This window comes from Thermoactinospora rubra (genome assembly GCF_002093975.1).
Taxonomy (GTDB): Bacteria; Actinomycetota; Actinomycetes; order Streptosporangiales; family Streptosporangiaceae; genus Nonomuraea; species Nonomuraea rubra_A.
This window is the reverse complement of sequence record NZ_KZ084324.1, coordinates 316,535-330,008: the sequence shown is the minus strand read 5'-3', so window position 1 is coordinate 330,008 and position 13,474 is coordinate 316,535. Positions and strand designations below refer to the sequence as shown.

The 13,474-nt window shown below is 72.2% G+C and carries 12 protein-coding genes; 11 read left to right on the top strand and 1 reads right to left on the bottom strand.

Annotated elements, in window-relative coordinates; all coding sequences use genetic code 11:
• Positions 1 to 7 precede the first annotated feature (7 nt).
• From BSB02_RS01695 to BSB02_RS01660, 8 genes are all read left to right on the top strand, one after another.
• Positions 8 to 1,294: an O-antigen ligase family protein gene (locus BSB02_RS01695; RefSeq protein ID WP_084955816.1), complete on the top strand. Its 1,287-nt coding sequence runs from the start codon at positions 8 to 10 to the stop codon at positions 1,292 to 1,294.
• Positions 1,291 to 2,823 (top strand): lipid II flippase MurJ, encoded by a 1,533-nt coding sequence (locus BSB02_RS01690; protein ID WP_084955814.1) that lies wholly within the window; start codon positions 1,291 to 1,293, stop codon positions 2,821 to 2,823. The genes BSB02_RS01695 and BSB02_RS01690 overlap by 4 nt, the downstream gene beginning before the upstream one ends.
• Positions 2,820 to 3,533, top strand: a complete 714-nt coding sequence (locus BSB02_RS01685; protein ID WP_084955812.1) for a polysaccharide deacetylase family protein — start codon at positions 2,820 to 2,822, stop codon at positions 3,531 to 3,533. The genes BSB02_RS01690 and BSB02_RS01685 overlap by 4 nt, the downstream gene beginning before the upstream one ends.
• Complete coding sequence (locus tag BSB02_RS01680; RefSeq protein WP_084955810.1) at positions 3,530 to 4,660, top strand: glycosyltransferase; 1,131 nt, start codon at positions 3,530 to 3,532, stop codon at positions 4,658 to 4,660. Before BSB02_RS01685 ends, BSB02_RS01680 begins: the two co-directional genes overlap by 4 nt.
• Positions 4,657 to 5,337, top strand: a complete 681-nt coding sequence (locus BSB02_RS01675; protein ID WP_084955808.1) for a Wzz/FepE/Etk N-terminal domain-containing protein — start codon at positions 4,657 to 4,659, stop codon at positions 5,335 to 5,337. Before BSB02_RS01680 ends, BSB02_RS01675 begins: the two co-directional genes overlap by 4 nt.
• Entirely contained in the window at positions 5,334 to 6,467 is a 1,134-nt protein-coding gene (locus BSB02_RS01670) for a GNAT family N-acetyltransferase (protein ID WP_084955806.1), read from the top strand. The genes BSB02_RS01675 and BSB02_RS01670 overlap by 4 nt, the downstream gene beginning before the upstream one ends.
• The gene (locus tag BSB02_RS01665) at positions 6,467 to 7,573 is read left to right on the top strand and encodes a glycosyltransferase (protein WP_084955804.1); all 1,107 of its coding nucleotides are present in this window, start codon (positions 6,467 to 6,469) and stop codon (positions 7,571 to 7,573) included. The genes BSB02_RS01670 and BSB02_RS01665 overlap by 1 nt, the downstream gene beginning before the upstream one ends.
• Positions 7,574 to 7,849: 276 nt before the next feature.
• A complete protein-coding gene (locus BSB02_RS01660) occupies positions 7,850 to 8,524 on the top strand; it encodes a hypothetical protein (protein WP_143590133.1) in 675 nt (224 codons plus the stop codon).
• A 66-nt stretch (positions 8,525 to 8,590) separates the two neighbouring features.
• Here the strand turns inward: BSB02_RS01660 and BSB02_RS01655 are convergent, their stop codons facing one another.
• Complete coding sequence (locus tag BSB02_RS01655; protein WP_206184460.1) at positions 8,591 to 9,940, bottom strand: glycoside hydrolase family 26 protein; 1,350 nt, start codon at positions 9,938 to 9,940, stop codon at positions 8,591 to 8,593.
• A gap of 354 nt (positions 9,941 to 10,294) precedes the next feature.
• Here BSB02_RS01655 and BSB02_RS01650 point away from each other — a divergent pair, with 354 nt between their 5' ends.
• The 3 genes from BSB02_RS01650 (at position 10,295) to BSB02_RS01640 (ending at position 13,280) form a co-directional block, all read left to right on the top strand.
• Positions 10,295 to 11,452, top strand: a complete 1,158-nt coding sequence (locus BSB02_RS01650) for a carboxylate--amine ligase (protein WP_084955801.1) — start codon at positions 10,295 to 10,297, stop codon at positions 11,450 to 11,452.
• A gap of 53 nt (positions 11,453 to 11,505) precedes the next feature.
• Positions 11,506 to 12,690, top strand: coding sequence for an NAD(P)-binding domain-containing protein (locus BSB02_RS01645; RefSeq protein WP_084955799.1), 1,185 nt, complete (start codon positions 11,506 to 11,508; stop codon positions 12,688 to 12,690).
• Between the two features lie 338 nt (positions 12,691 to 13,028).
• Positions 13,029 to 13,280: a hypothetical protein gene (locus BSB02_RS01640; RefSeq protein WP_084955797.1), complete on the top strand. Its 252-nt coding sequence runs from the start codon at positions 13,029 to 13,031 to the stop codon at positions 13,278 to 13,280.
• Positions 13,281 to 13,474: the final 194 nt, after the last annotated feature.

The window sequence follows — 13,474 nt, the reverse complement described above, 5'->3', positions numbered from 1 at the left end:
GCGGCGCATGACAGTCACGGCAAGCCGGGTCATCGGCACCGAGGTCGCGCCGCCCGGTCACCTCCTCCGCCCGGGCGTCTTCGCCGCCCTGACGGTGGCTCTGGCGTGCGTGCCCCAGGGCCACAAGGACGGCGCGTTCAGCGTGGCGGTCGCGGACGTCGCCGCCGTCGGGCTGGTCGCCGCCGCGGCGGTCACCGCCCGCGCGTCGCTTCGCCCGCTCTCCAGGCGCGTGTGGATCCTCGCCCCTCCCGTGCTCGCCGTCACCGCCGCCACGCTGGCCTCCCCCGACGCCGTCACCAGCCTGACGGGGTTCGTGCGGTTCCTGGAGGTCTTCGCGATCATCCCGCTCGCCGTCGTCCTCGTGATCCGCGACCGCGCCGGCCGCCGCCTCCTCATGGGGACCGTGCTCGCGGTGGCGCTGGTCCAGGCACTGGTGGGCCTGTGGCAGACCGCGACGGGCTCCGGCGCCTCCTACGCGGGCGAGCCGATCAGAGCGGTCGGCACCTTCGGAGCCGTCGACGTCATGGGGATGGCCACCCTCGTCAGCTACGGCCTGGTCGTCGCCCTCGCCGTGGCGCTGACCTGCCGCGGCCGGCGGCGCGGCCTGGCGATCCTCGCCCTGTGCGTGCTGGTCCCCGCGCTGACCGCCTCGCTGAGCCGGGGCGCCTGGGTGGCGTGCCTGGTGGCCGCGGCGGCCATGACCGTGCTGTCCGGGTGGCGTACGGCGGTGCGGGTCGCCCTCGTCGGCGCGGCGGCGGGCGTCCTGGCGACCGTGATCGGGATGGGCTCCCCCACCCTGGCCGAGCGCATGACATCCCTGATGTCCTCGACGTCCCAGCCCGACCAGTCCGTCACCGACCGCTACGGGCTGTGGGAGGCGGCCGTCGGGATGTGGCGGCACCACTCGCTGCTCGGCGTGGGCCCGCGCGGATTCGCCGAGCAGCGTGACGGCTACGCGCCCGTCCACGTGTCGGCGGGCAGCGACACCGCCGACCCGGTCAACGGCTTCCAGCGGCAGCCGCTGCTGTCGCCCCACAACATGTACCTGCTCGTCCTGAGCGAGCAGGGGCTGGTCGGGCTCACCGCCTTCTGCGCGCTGGGCGGCGGGCTGGCGGTGTGGGCCTGCCTGGCGGTACGGCGCCGCCGTACCGCCGCGAGCCTGACGGCCGCCGGGTTCGTCGCCTGGCAGCTCACCGACTTCGTCTACGCCGACCCGGGCGGACCGCCCACGGTGGTGACGGCGGTGATGATCGGCCTGGCGCTGTCGACGATCTGCGACGAGGTCCGCCCATGACCATGCTCGAAGACGAGGAGCGCGTCACCCGCTCGCGGCTGGTCCGCGCCACGGGCCTGACCGCCGTGCTGACGGCCCTGGGGTCGGCCCTCGGGTTCGTCCGCGACCTGCTCATCGCCGGCGTCTTCGGCGCCACCGCGCAGACCGACGCCTTCCTGGTGGCCTGGACGGTTCCGGAGACCGCCGCGTCGCTCCTGCTGGAGGGGGCGATGATGTGCCTGCTGGTGCCCATGTTCAGCCGCGCGCTGGTGGAAGGCAGGGACATCAGGGAGGTCGTGGGCGCCACGCTGCCCGTCGCCGCGGCCGGGTTCCTGGCCGTGACGGTCGCCGTCATGCTCGGCGCGCCCTGGATCGTCCCCGGCCTGGCGCCGGGGATGGACGAGCAGGAGCTGGCCACCGCCTGCACCCGCGTCACCTCGATCACCGTCGTCGCCTTCGCGCTGGCCGGTTACGCGAGCGCCGCGCTGCGCTCCAAGCACGTCTTCGGCCCCCCGGCCGCGATCTACGTCGCCTACAACGTGGGGATCATCGCCCTCATCGTCGCCGCGGAGCACGACCTGGGCGTGCTGGCCGCCGCCTGGGGCGTGGCCGCCGGCAGCCTGCTCATGGTGGCCGTCCAGCTGCCCGCCTTCCTGAGGAAGGTGGGGCTGCCGCGGCGCATCGTGACCCGCGCGGCCTTCTCGCTCGGCGGCTTCGTGCCCATCGCCACCTTCACGCTCGTCCGCCAGGGCCAGGTGTTCGTGGAGCGGCTGGTCGGCTCCACCCTGCCGGCGGGCTCGATCTCCCACCTCAACTTCGCGCAGAAGATCGCCCAGGTGCCGATGATCATCTCGCTGATCGTCGCCACTGTGACGTTCCCCGCCCTGGCCCGCAGCATCTCGGCCGGGGACGAGGCGGGCGCGCGGCGCCGGGTGACCGACGACCTGCTGGTGGCCGGGGCCATCGTGCTGTGCTCGACCTCGTTCCTCGTGGTGTTCGCCCCGGAGATCGTCCGGCTCCTGCTGGAGCGCGGCGCCTTCACCGCCGCCGACACCGCCCACACGGCCTGGAGCATGCGGCTGTACTCCCTCGGACTGCTCGGCCAGACGGTCGTGGGCGTGGTCTACCGCGTGTACTTCTCCGCCGAGCGGCCCTCCTGGGTGCCGGCCGCCACCATGGGCGCCGGCCTGGCCTGCACGGCCGTGGGCGCTTTGGTGCTCGCGGGCCCCCTCGGCGCCGGCGGCATCGCGCTCTCCAACGCCGCGGGCATCACCCTGACCGCCGTCCTGCTGCTGGCCGGCTGGCGCACGCCCGTGCGGCTGCCCAGGGCGGCCGTCGCCCTGACGACGGCCCGGCTCGTGGCCGCCGCCGTGGCCGCGGGCCTGGCCGGCCACCTGCTGCGCCCCCTGCTCCAGCCCCTCCCCCTGCCACTGGCCCTGGGCGCGGGGGGCGTCACCGTGACGGCCGTCTTCGCGCTCGCCGCCGTCCTCACCGGACTCAAGGAGGAGTTCGCGACCATGCGCACCGCAGAGAAAGACCGACCACGATGAGAGCAAGCGCCGCGGCGCCGTACGTGCTGATGTACCACTCCGTCGACCACTACGAGGCGGACCCGTACCACATCACCGTCACCCCGGAGCGGTTCGCCGCCCAGATGGCGTGGCTGGCGGGCCGCGGGCTGCGCGGGGTGTCCGTGCGGGAGCTGCTGCTGGCCCAGTACACCAGGCGGGCGCGCCGCCTCGTCGGCCTCACCTTCGACGACGGGTACGCCGACTTCGTCACCCAGGCCGTGCCGATCATGCGGCGGCACGGGTTCACCGCCACGGTCTTCGTCGTGGCCGGGAAGATCGGCGGCGTCAACGACTGGGATCCCGACGGGCCGCGCAAGCCGCTGATGACGGCCGAGGACCTGCGGTGGGCGGTCGCCGAGGGCATGGAGGTCGGCTCCCACACCGTCACGCACGCGGTCCTGGCCTCGGCGGACCCCTACGACGTCGAGCGGGAACTGAAGACCAGCCGGGTGCTGCTGGAGGAGATCGTCCAACGCCAGGTCGAGGGCCTGGCCTACCCGTACGGCGCGATCGACGAGAACGCGGTCGACGCCGCCCGGGCCGCCGGGTACTCCTACGCCTGCGCCATCAAGCCGCCGGCCGCCGACCAGCACACGCTGCCGCGCACCTACATCGGCCAGCGCGACGGCCTGCTCCGGCTGTACGCCAAGCGCGCCCGGCACCGCTGGAAGTGGAGGCGCGGGCGATGAAGGTACTGCACGTCATCACCGGCCTGGCGGCGGGCGGGGCGGAGCGGCAACTGCTCGACCTGGTCTCCCACCACACCCTCCGATCGGAGGTGGCGGTGCTGACCAACCCGGGCGTGATGGCCGGCGCCATCCGCGACAGCGGCGTCCCGGTGCACCACCTGGGCATGACCGGCAACCGCGACCTGCGCGTGCTGCCGCGGCTGGCCAGGCTCATGCGGGCCGGGCGCTACGACGTGGTCCACACCCACCTCTACCGCGCCGGGCTGTACGGCCGGCTCGCCGCCCGGATGGCGGGCGTGACCGCGATCGTGGCGACCGAGCACTCCATCGGCGAGGAACGCATCGAGGGCCGGCGGATCACCTGGCCGGTCCGCATGCTCGCCAGGGGCGGCGAGCGGCTCGGGCACGCGACGATCGCCGTGTCCATGGCCACGGCCCGGCGGCTGCTGGCGTGGGGCGTGCCGCGATCACGCATCGAGGTGATACCCAACGGCATCGACAGCCGGGTCTACGCCTTCGATCCCACCCTGCGCAAGGTGACCAGGAGCCGGCTGGAGATCCGCCCGGGCACGGTCGTCGTCGGCGGTGTGGGACGCCTGGACCACGGCAAGCGGTTCGACGTGGCGATCAGGGCGGTCGCCGACGTTCCCGACGTCGTCCTGCTGCTGGTGGGCGACGGGCCGGCGCGCCTGGACCTGCTGGCCCTCGCCCGCCGCCTGAACGTGGCCCACCGCGTGCTGTTCGCCGGCGAGTCGGCGCAGGTGCCCGCCCTGCTGTCGGCCATGGACCTCTTCGTCGCGCCCTCGCCCGAGGAGACCTTCGGGCTGGCGGTCGTCGAGGCGCTCGCCGCCGGCCTGCCCGTGCTCTACAACGCCTGTCCGGCGCTGGAGGAGCTGCCGCCCGGCGCCGCTCCCGGCGCGCGCCGGGTGGCCTGCGACCCGGACGCGATCGGTGACGCGATCCGGGCCCTCATCGCCGGCGGGCTCACCCGCCATCCCTGCCCGGCCGCCGTCGCGCACTACGACATACGGCATCACGTGGCCCGCGTGGAGGGCCTCTACCAGCGGATCCTCGAGCAGGCGGCCAAGGCCGGGACCGCTGGACCGACCCTGGAGGAATATCAATGATGAGTTCGAAAGCGGTGGCCTTGCTCCGGTGGTGGCCGCAGGCCGCCGCCGTGCTCGCGGGGCTGGCGGCGGGGCTGGGGTTCTCCCTGCTGAGGGAGCCCGTCTACACCTCGGAGGCCTACGTCGTCGTGGTCGCCAAGGACCGGGGCGACGTCGAGCAGGCCACCCGCTTCGCGCAGGCCTTCGCCAAGATCGTCACCCAGCCGGCCGTGCTGGGCTCGGTGATGCTGCTCAACGTGCCCAGACAGTCCGTCGACGACCTGCAGCGGGTGGTGCGCGTGTCGGCCTCCCCCGACGCGCCGGTGATCAGCCTGAACGCCTCCGCCACCACCTCCGAGCGGGCCGCCCACCAGGCCAACGCGGTCGCCCAGGCGCTCATCGCCTACGCCAACAGCCACTCGGCCGACACGGGCGTGCGCATGGCCAGCCTGTCGGCGGCCCACCCGCCCACGCGGCCCTCCTCGCCCAACCTGGCGGTCAACCTGGCCGTGGGGGGCGCGGCGGGGGCGCTGCTGGGCTCGCTGGCGTATCTGGTGCGCCCCGCGCCGGGGTCGCGGCTGCGCCGTACCGGAACCGGGCCCCAGGAGGTGGCGTTGCCGCAGGTCGTCGGCAAGCCCGGCAAGGAGCGGGTGAAAGAGCGGGTGCCCGGCAAGGAGAAAGAGAAGGTGGAGGCATGACGGCGCGCACCGGGCTGCGGGAGTGGGCGCTCCACCCCGTGACCGATCCCGGCGAGTGGGGAAGCCTGAAGGAGGAGTGGGACGACCTTTACGACCGCTGCTCGACGGCCACGCCGTTCCAGACGCATGCGTGGCTCGACTCCTGGTGGCGCGAGTACGGCAGGCCGGAGCACCTGCGGATCTTCCTGCTGCGCCGCCACGAGCGGCTGGTCGGGGCCCTCCCCCTCATGGCCGGGCGCCGCCTGGGCTGCCGCGTCCTGAGTCCCGTCGGCGCAGGGCAGTCCGACTTCACCGACATCCTGCTCGACGACGAGCACCGGGAGGAGGCGGCCAGGGCCATGGCCGAGGCCGTCCTGGGCCAGCCGGGCTGGGACGTGGTCGACTTCCCGGAGATCCGCCCGGGCTCGGCGCTCGACCGGGTGCGTGCCGGCTGGCCGGGGTCCCACTGGCGGCTCCCGGCCTCGCCGTGCCTGCAGATCCCGGCCGCGACCATGGACGCCCACCTCGCCGGCATGGACACGCGCACGGCCGGCAAGCTACGCCGTACCCTGCGCAGGATCGACAACCTGAACGTGTCGGTGACCGCGGTCCCCGCCGAGCAGGCGGCGCGGGGCATCGCGGACCTGCTGCGGCTGCACGCCCTGCAGTGGGCCGGGCGGGGGATCAACCCGGAGCACCTCAGCCCGCGGTTCTCGGGCCACCTGACGCGCGCCGTCCGGTCGCTCATCGCCCAGCGGCGGGCGGCGCTGACGGAGTTCCGGGTGGACGGGCGGCTGGTGGTCTCCGACCTGTGCCTCATCGGCAAGGACTTCACCGGCGGCTACCTGTACGGCGCGCACCCGGACCTGCGCACGAAGATCGACATCTTCGCGCTGCTGCTGCGCCACAACCTCCAGGCCACGTACGCGCGTGGCATCCCGACGCTGAGCCTGCTGCGCGGCACCGAACCCCACAAGATCAAGTGGGGCGCCCAGCCGGTCGACAACCACCGGCTGATCCTTGGCCGCGGCGGGCAGGCGGCCTGGTACGCGGCCCACGCCCGGACCGAGCGGGCCGCCAGGACCTTCGCCAAGCAGCGGTGGCCCTGGCTGGCGCGCTTCGCGCCCGCACCGCAGGAGGGCGAGCGCTGATGCCCTCCGTCCTCCATGTCAGCCAGCCCGCGGACGGCGGCGTGGCCCGCTATGTCGCCGCCGCCGCGTCCGACCAGGTGACCCGGGGCTGGCCGGTCACCGTGGCCGCGCCCGCCGCCTTCGACGCGCCGGGGATCGAGCATGTGCCGTGGGAGGCCGGACGCTCGCCCGGGCCCGGCTGCCTGCCGGAGCTGCGCCGCCTGCGCGAGATCGTCGACCGCGTCGACCCCGACGTCGTCCACCTCCACTCCGCCAAGGCGGGCCTGGTGGGACGCCTGGCCGTCCGCGGCCGGCGGCCGACGATCTTCCAGCCGCACGGCTGGTCCTGGCTGGCGTGCCGGGGGCCGATGGTGCGGGCCGCGGCGGCGTGGGAACGCGCGGCGGCCCGGTGGTGCGACGCCGTGGTGTGCGTGGGCGAGGGCGAGGCCGAGCTCGGCCGGGAGAAAGGCATTACCGGCGAGCTGGTCGTCGTGCGCAACGGCGTGGACCTCGACTGGTTCCATCCGGCGGACGAGGAGGCCAGGGAGCGCGCCCGCCGCGGGTTCGGCCTGCCCGGCAACGCGCCCCTGGCGGTGTGCGTCGGCCGCGTGACCCGGCAGAAAGGCCAGGACGTGCTGCTCCGGGCCTGGCAGCAGGTCAGGCGGGAGTGTCCCGCCGCCCTCCTCGCGATCGTGGGCGACGGGGACATGCGACACGACCTCGAACGGCTCGCGGTCCCGGGAGCCGGCTTCTACCCGCCGGTCGGCGACGTGCGGCCCTGGTACGCCGCGGCCGACGTGGTCGTCCTGCCCTCCCGCTGGGAGGGGCTGCCGCTGACCGTCCTGGAGGCGCTGGCGAGCGGGCGCCCGGTGGTGGCCACCGCCGTGCCCGGGCTGGCCGAGGTGGTCACGCCCGACGTGGGCGCGCTGGTCCCCGCCGAGGCGGTCGAGGCGCTGGCCGCCGAGCTCGCCGTACGGCTGGCCCAGCCCCAGATCGCCTGGGCGGAGGGGCAGGCGGCGGCCATCCGGGCGAAGGAGTTCCACGCCGGGACGGCCTTCGACCGCCTGGCGGCTCTGACGGCCCGAGTGGCGGAACTTTCTCCCCGAATCACCCATCGGGGATATTGACCTCCAATTCCGCGGAGCCGCCAAAAGAGCCTGAGACTATTTTATCCCGTAATTCTGGATGCCGAATCGGTGTTTGCGGCTTCTTTGCGCACAATTCAAAATAGCGCACGTTCGACGGTAATCACCCTCGGGTAGACCGTAGCTGCCTGACCGGCAGAGAAATTACCCTGTAAAAGAAACGGGAGAATCATGGCCTTCAAGGCAATCAGACACGGCGTTCGCATTCTCGCCATTTCCACCGTTGGGGCAGGCGCTTTCCTGCTGCCTTCGGTGGGCGTGAGCGCTCAGGCGACCGCCGTCCCCGTCTCGGGCGTCAAGGCCAGCCGGCCTCTTGATCCGAAGCCCACCACCCGCGACCAGGACCGCTGGTCTCGTGATCTGAAGCCCACCATCCGCGACATCCGCAACCAGGGCGGCTGGCCTCGTGACCTGAAGCCCACCGTCCGCGACGACCGCGACCAGGGCGGCTGGCCTCGTACCCTGAAGCCCACCGTCCGCGGCAACAACGACCAGGGCGGCTACTCCTGGTCGCGCAAGTCCAACGGGCACCAGCGGGACCACGTGCACAACCACAAGCGTGGCCCGCGCGGCCCGCAGGGTCCGCGTGGTCTCCAGGGCCCGCCCGGACCGGCGGGCTCCTCCGTCGGCATCGACACGGCCCCCCACGGCGGCAACAAGTTCATCGGCGTCGTCCGGAGCGGCGGCCAGACCTGGATCCGCGACCCTCGCGGAAGCGGGCCGTACTGGTACAACCTCTCCGGCCTGTCCGGCTACCCGCGCAGCGTCGTGGACGTGACGCTCGCCACCCTGGGCGACTCGATCGCCGTCACGGTGCTGACCTCGACCGGCGGGGTCTACCAGACGCGGTGCGCGGTCACCCACTCAGACAAGCCGGACTCCTGGCCGAAGAACTGCACGGCCTTCATCAACCACACACCGCCCAACATGTAGGACGGCCGAGGTCCTTGATGCCGTGCTCCACGAGGGGCACGGCATCTTCTCGTGCTCGCCCGGACGCTAGGACCGAGAGGTGCCGGAGGGCCGCGGCGTGACGATCGGCATCGTGGTGGGGCTGGGCACCGGCTTGCCCGGCGCGGGCATGACCTGGGGCGCCGGCGCCGGCACAGGCGAGAGCGCGGTCGCCGGCACGGGCGGGAACGCGGTCGCCGGCGCCGTGACCGCCGGGAGCGGCCGCGACGGCGCGGCCGCGGTGGGCCAGGGCGCCGGGGACCACAAGCCGGAGGAGACGGCGGACGGCCACGGGCTCGCCGGCTGGGCCGCGGTCGGCTGTGAGGCCGGCTGCGTGGCCGGCAGGGTGGGTGGCAGGATGGGTGGCGGTGTGCCTGGCGGTGTGCCAGGCTGCGTGGGCGGCTGGGAGGTCGCCTGAGTCGGCTGAGTCGTCGACGTCGGCGTGGGACTCGGGTTCGGCTGAGCTCTCAGCAGCCTGCGGTAGACGTCGGCGGACCGCGAGTTGGCCGGGCACTGCCAGACCCCGTGCGGGCAGTAATCCGAGATGGAGTGGTAGGCGACGTTATGGGTGGCGATCCAGTCCAGCATCTCGCGGACGTACTCGGGGCGGTCGCCGTACCGGAACAGCCCCCATTCGGGGAACGACATCGGCTTGCCGTGGGCAGCGGCGAACTCGGCGTGGTGCCGCAGGCCGTACGGCTGGTTGACGTAGTCGGAGAAGCTGCGTCCCGGCGCCTGGTCGTAGACGTCCATGCCGATGATGTCCACCACGTCGTCGCCCGGGTAGCAGGCGGTCCACGCGATGGCGTCACTCCCCCGGTTGGGCGTGAAGTCGAAGCGGAAGCTCTGCCCGGGGACCGACCGCATGCTCGTGACGATGCGCCGCCAGTACTCCTTCCACGCCGGGGGATTGGGGGCGCAGCGGCTGGAGTAGGTCGTGCCGTTCATCTCCCAGCCGATGACGATGACGGAGTCCCCGGCCCCGGCGGCCACCAGCTTGGTGGCGAGGTCCTGGAAGATCAGGTCGAAGGCCCCCGCCGCACCCGCCCTCAGCAGCACCGAGACCTCGAAGTCGGACATGCCGCTCTCGTTGGGCGCGATCATGGGCACGTTGATGGCGAGGACACGGCCCGGCTTGGCGGACTTCCACCGCGTCCAGGGGTCGAGGATGAAGCCCGGGCCCCGCAGCGACTCCCACGTCTCGCCCGGCAGGTAGGTGCGGCCGACCGTCACCTCCCTGCCCAGCCACGCCTCGAAGCCCGGCACGCGGGCCACGCCTCGGAAGTCGGACCCCAGGAACACGCCGAGCGCGGCCTTGCCCGCCCCGTTGGGAAGCTCGGAGCGCATCGCCTGCTGGGCACCGGCGACGGCGACGGACAGGACCGCGACCCCGAGCACACCGAGCGCCAGCGTTGGTGGAACGCGGCCCCATCTCACGTTTCGTCGCCTCTCGATGCGTCGACGACCGGCTGACATCATGTGAAACTTCTATTCCCTCTCGCGGCAACCCGAGAACATTTGACGCGATCGGCGGTTCGTGGCGAATAACGCGATTCGCCGATCGAAACGAGCCAATGTCAGAAAAGCGTCAAACGCCGCTAAAGAAAAACCGCTCGAACATGGCGCAAGCGCGCGTCGCGGCGCATCCGTGATAGGACTACCGCCATGGTCATGGATTCGCCGGAACACGGCGCGAGGGCCGTGGGCGTCCCCTTGTCGGTTGACGTGGGGACTCCGGCGGTCGTCATACGGATGAACCGAAATCCCTTTCACCACGGCACGCTGGCGGCCATTCGCACGCTCGGCCGGCTGGGGATCGAGGTTCACGCGGTCCTGGAGGCCGCGCACGGGCCGGTGGCGCACTCGAGATACCTGACCGCCCTCCACACCTGGCAGGGCGGCGACCGCTTCGAGGCGACCCTGCTCGCGCTCGCGGCGCGCATCGGCAGGCGCGCCGTGCTGTTCGCGATGGACGACCTGACGGCCATCAAAACGGTCGAGCACGCCGCCGACCTGGCGGAGGGCTTCCTGCTGCCGCGGCAGGAGGCCTCGCCGGTACGGCTGGCCGACAAGGCGAGCCTGGCCGACGTCTGCCGCGACCTGGGCGTGCCGCACCCGGAGACGCTGGTGGTCGACGACCCCGGCCAGCTGGCCACCGCCGTGGCGAAGCTCGGCTACCCGCTGGTGGCCAAGTGGGCCAGGCCGTGGCTGCCGCGGACGGGCGGCGGCCCCGGCACGACCGTGGTCATCCGCGGCAGCCGCCAGGCGGCGATGCTGCCGGGCCTGGACATCGGGCCGGACAACGCGCTGCTGCTCCAGCGGTACATCCCGCACCGCCCGGGAAGCGACTGGTTCTTCCACGGCTACTTCTCGGGCGACTCGACGTGCCTGTTCGGCGGCGCCGGGCGCAAGGACCACGCCTATCCCCCGGCGGCCGGCCTCACCACGCTGGGCCGCTGGCTCCCGAACCCCCGGCTGGAGGAGACCGCCCGCGGCCTCGCGGCCGCCCTGCGCTACACCGGCATCCTCGACCTGGACTTCCGCTACGACGCCGAGCACGACCGCTACTGCCTGGTCGACTTCAACCCCCGCGTCGGCGCGCAGTTCCGGCTCTTCAGCGACACCAACGGCATGGACGTCGTCAGGGCCGCCTTCGTGGACCTCACCGGCGGCGCGCTGCCCGCGGTCCGTCCGGTGTACGGCAGGACGTACCTGGTCGAGAACTACGACCTGGTCCAGCGGATGATCCCGCGGCGCGGCGCCCCCGGCAGGCGGACGGTGAGCTGGCTGCGCTGCCTGGTGGAGGCCGACGAGCTGGCCTGGTACGCCGCCGACGACAGGAAACCGTTCGCCGGGATGGTCGGGTACACGCTCCGCCGTACGCTCACCCGCTGGCTCCCCGCCCGCTGAACCGCCACACACCGCCACTCATCACCATCAAGCTCAGAGCAGGGGTAAAACACATGATCGACGTCGCCATTGTGGGCGCCGGCCCCTACGGCCTGTCCGTCGCCGCTCACGCGCTGGCGCATGGCCTGGAGGTCCAGGTCTTCGGCCGGCCGATGGAATCGTGGGACCGGAACATGCCGGTGGGCATGTTGCTGAAATCCGAGCCGGCGGCGTCCAACCTCGCCGATCCCGGCCGTCACTTCACCTTCGAGGACTACTGCGCGCGCAACAGCCTGCCGTGCGGGTACGGCCAGCCCATCCCGGTGGATCGGTTCGTCGACTACGGGCGCTGGTTCCAGAAGAACGCGGTGCATGACTGCGTCGTCCCCGTCGACGTGACGCGGGTGGCCAAGGACGAGGACGAGTTCGTGGTCACGCTGTCGACCGAGGAGGTCGTGCGGGCCAGGACCGTGGTGCTGGCGCTGGGCTTCCTGCCCTTCGCGCACCGCCCCGCCGTACTGGAAGGGCTGCCGGGGGAGCTGTCCCTGCACAGCTGCCAGGTGCACGACCCGGCACGCTTCGCGGGCAAGGACGTCGCGCTCATCGGGGCGGGGCAGTCGGCGCTCGAGACGGCCTGCCTGCTGCGCGAGGCCGGCGCCCGGCCGCTCGTCGTGGTGCGCACGGCGGCCCTGGAGTGGAACACCGTGCCCGTGGTCAACCGCAGCCCGCTGGCCCGCGCGCTGGCGCCCATGTCGGGCCTGGGCACCGGGTGGAAGTCCTGGGTGTGGTCGGAGCTGCCCGGCGTGGTGCCCTCCCTTCCGGCCTCGGTACGGCGGCGCATCGTCCGCAACACGCTCGGCCCGGCCGGATCGTGGTGGCTGAGGGAGCGCTTCGCCGGCATCCCGGTGCTGCTGTCGACGCAGCTCAGGGAGGCGCGTGCGGGCGACGACGTCACCCTCACCCTCCAGGGCGCCGACGGGGAGGTCACGACCGTCCGCACCGACCACGTCATCGCGGCCACCGGCTACGTGGTGGACGTCGCCCGCATCACCGTGCTCGACCGCCAGGTCCGGCGCGCGGTGCGGCACCTGAGGTCGGCGCCCCGGCTGTCGAGGCACTTCGAGACGAGCGTGCCCGGCCTCTTCATCGTCGGCCTCGCCGCCGCCCCGACCTTCGGGCCGGTGATGCGATTCGTCCACGGGACGCGGTTCGCGGCCCGCACGGTGACGTCCGGCCTGGTGCGATCCGTGCGGAAGTGAGGCTCTTCTGGCGAGGGTGCCGGGCGGTCGGCGCTGGGCTGATGTGGTCCTCGTGCCGGTCACCGGCACGAGGCCAGCGGCGTGCTCGTCCGGCGCGCGTCCCTTTTCGCACGGGTCAACCTATCTGGACCAATCTCGGCCTACGGCTCCGCAAGGCTCCTGAAAACAGGTGAATTAAGTCTGGAATACGGATTCGCCGCCAGAAAAACGGGATGATCAGAGATTAAGCCTTCTTTGCTGCTATTCGCTTGCTCACACCGTTAAACAGGGGTCTACTGGATCATGGCGGCCTCCACGCGGTAAGGCCGAGCATCAGATCGAGATCAACGAGGAGTAAAATGCTTAAGCAGTTTCTCGTCGGCGGCGCCGTGATCGCGGGGCTCGCCGGCTTCGCCTCTCCGGCCCTGGCCGACGGCGATCCACGGCCACACCAGGGCATCAAGCACAACACCGGCACGGCATCCGACAACATCATCATCTGCGGCAACCAGGGAATCGGCGACGTCGCTCTCATCCTTCTCAACCTCGTGCCGGTCAACCTCGCGCACAACCAGCCGGTGGACTGCAGCATCACGGTCAAGCAGGAGTAGGACGAAGACGGACAACGTCACCAACGGTCCGTCCTGCACGTGTTCGGCAGGTTTGGCCGCACAACCTCCGAACCCGTGCCGGGGCTCCCGAAATCTCCTTTCTTGAGGATTTAGCCCCCTCTGGGCATATAGCCGAAATCGCGGGCGTCGTGGTCTTAGCCACGACGCCCGCTTTTTGCCGTTGATGACCCGGC

What these genes read in the sequence shown, in the direction of transcription:
- BSB02_RS01665 (WP_084955804.1), top strand. Translation starts at nt 6,467, where the DNA reads ATGCCCTCCGTCCTCCATGTCAGCCAGCCCGCGGACGGCGGCGTGGCC.
- BSB02_RS01640 (WP_084955797.1), top strand. Translation starts at nt 13,029, where the DNA reads ATGCTTAAGCAGTTTCTCGTCGGCGGCGCCGTGATCGCGGGGCTCGCC.
- BSB02_RS01680 (WP_084955810.1), top strand. Translation starts at nt 3,530, where the DNA reads ATGAAGGTACTGCACGTCATCACCGGCCTGGCGGCGGGCGGGGCGGAG.
- BSB02_RS01670 (WP_084955806.1), top strand. Translation starts at nt 5,334, where the DNA reads ATGACGGCGCGCACCGGGCTGCGGGAGTGGGCGCTCCACCCCGTGACC.
- BSB02_RS01695 (WP_084955816.1), top strand. Translation starts at nt 8, where the DNA reads ATGACAGTCACGGCAAGCCGGGTCATCGGCACCGAGGTCGCGCCGCCC.
- BSB02_RS01675 (WP_084955808.1), top strand. Translation starts at nt 4,657, where the DNA reads ATGATGAGTTCGAAAGCGGTGGCCTTGCTCCGGTGGTGGCCGCAGGCC.
- BSB02_RS01690 (WP_084955814.1), top strand. Translation starts at nt 1,291, where the DNA reads ATGACCATGCTCGAAGACGAGGAGCGCGTCACCCGCTCGCGGCTGGTC.
- BSB02_RS01645 (WP_084955799.1), top strand. Translation starts at nt 11,506, where the DNA reads ATGATCGACGTCGCCATTGTGGGCGCCGGCCCCTACGGCCTGTCCGTC.
- BSB02_RS01685 (WP_084955812.1), top strand. Translation starts at nt 2,820, where the DNA reads ATGAGAGCAAGCGCCGCGGCGCCGTACGTGCTGATGTACCACTCCGTC.
- BSB02_RS01650 (WP_084955801.1), top strand. Translation starts at nt 10,295, where the DNA reads ATGAACCGAAATCCCTTTCACCACGGCACGCTGGCGGCCATTCGCACG.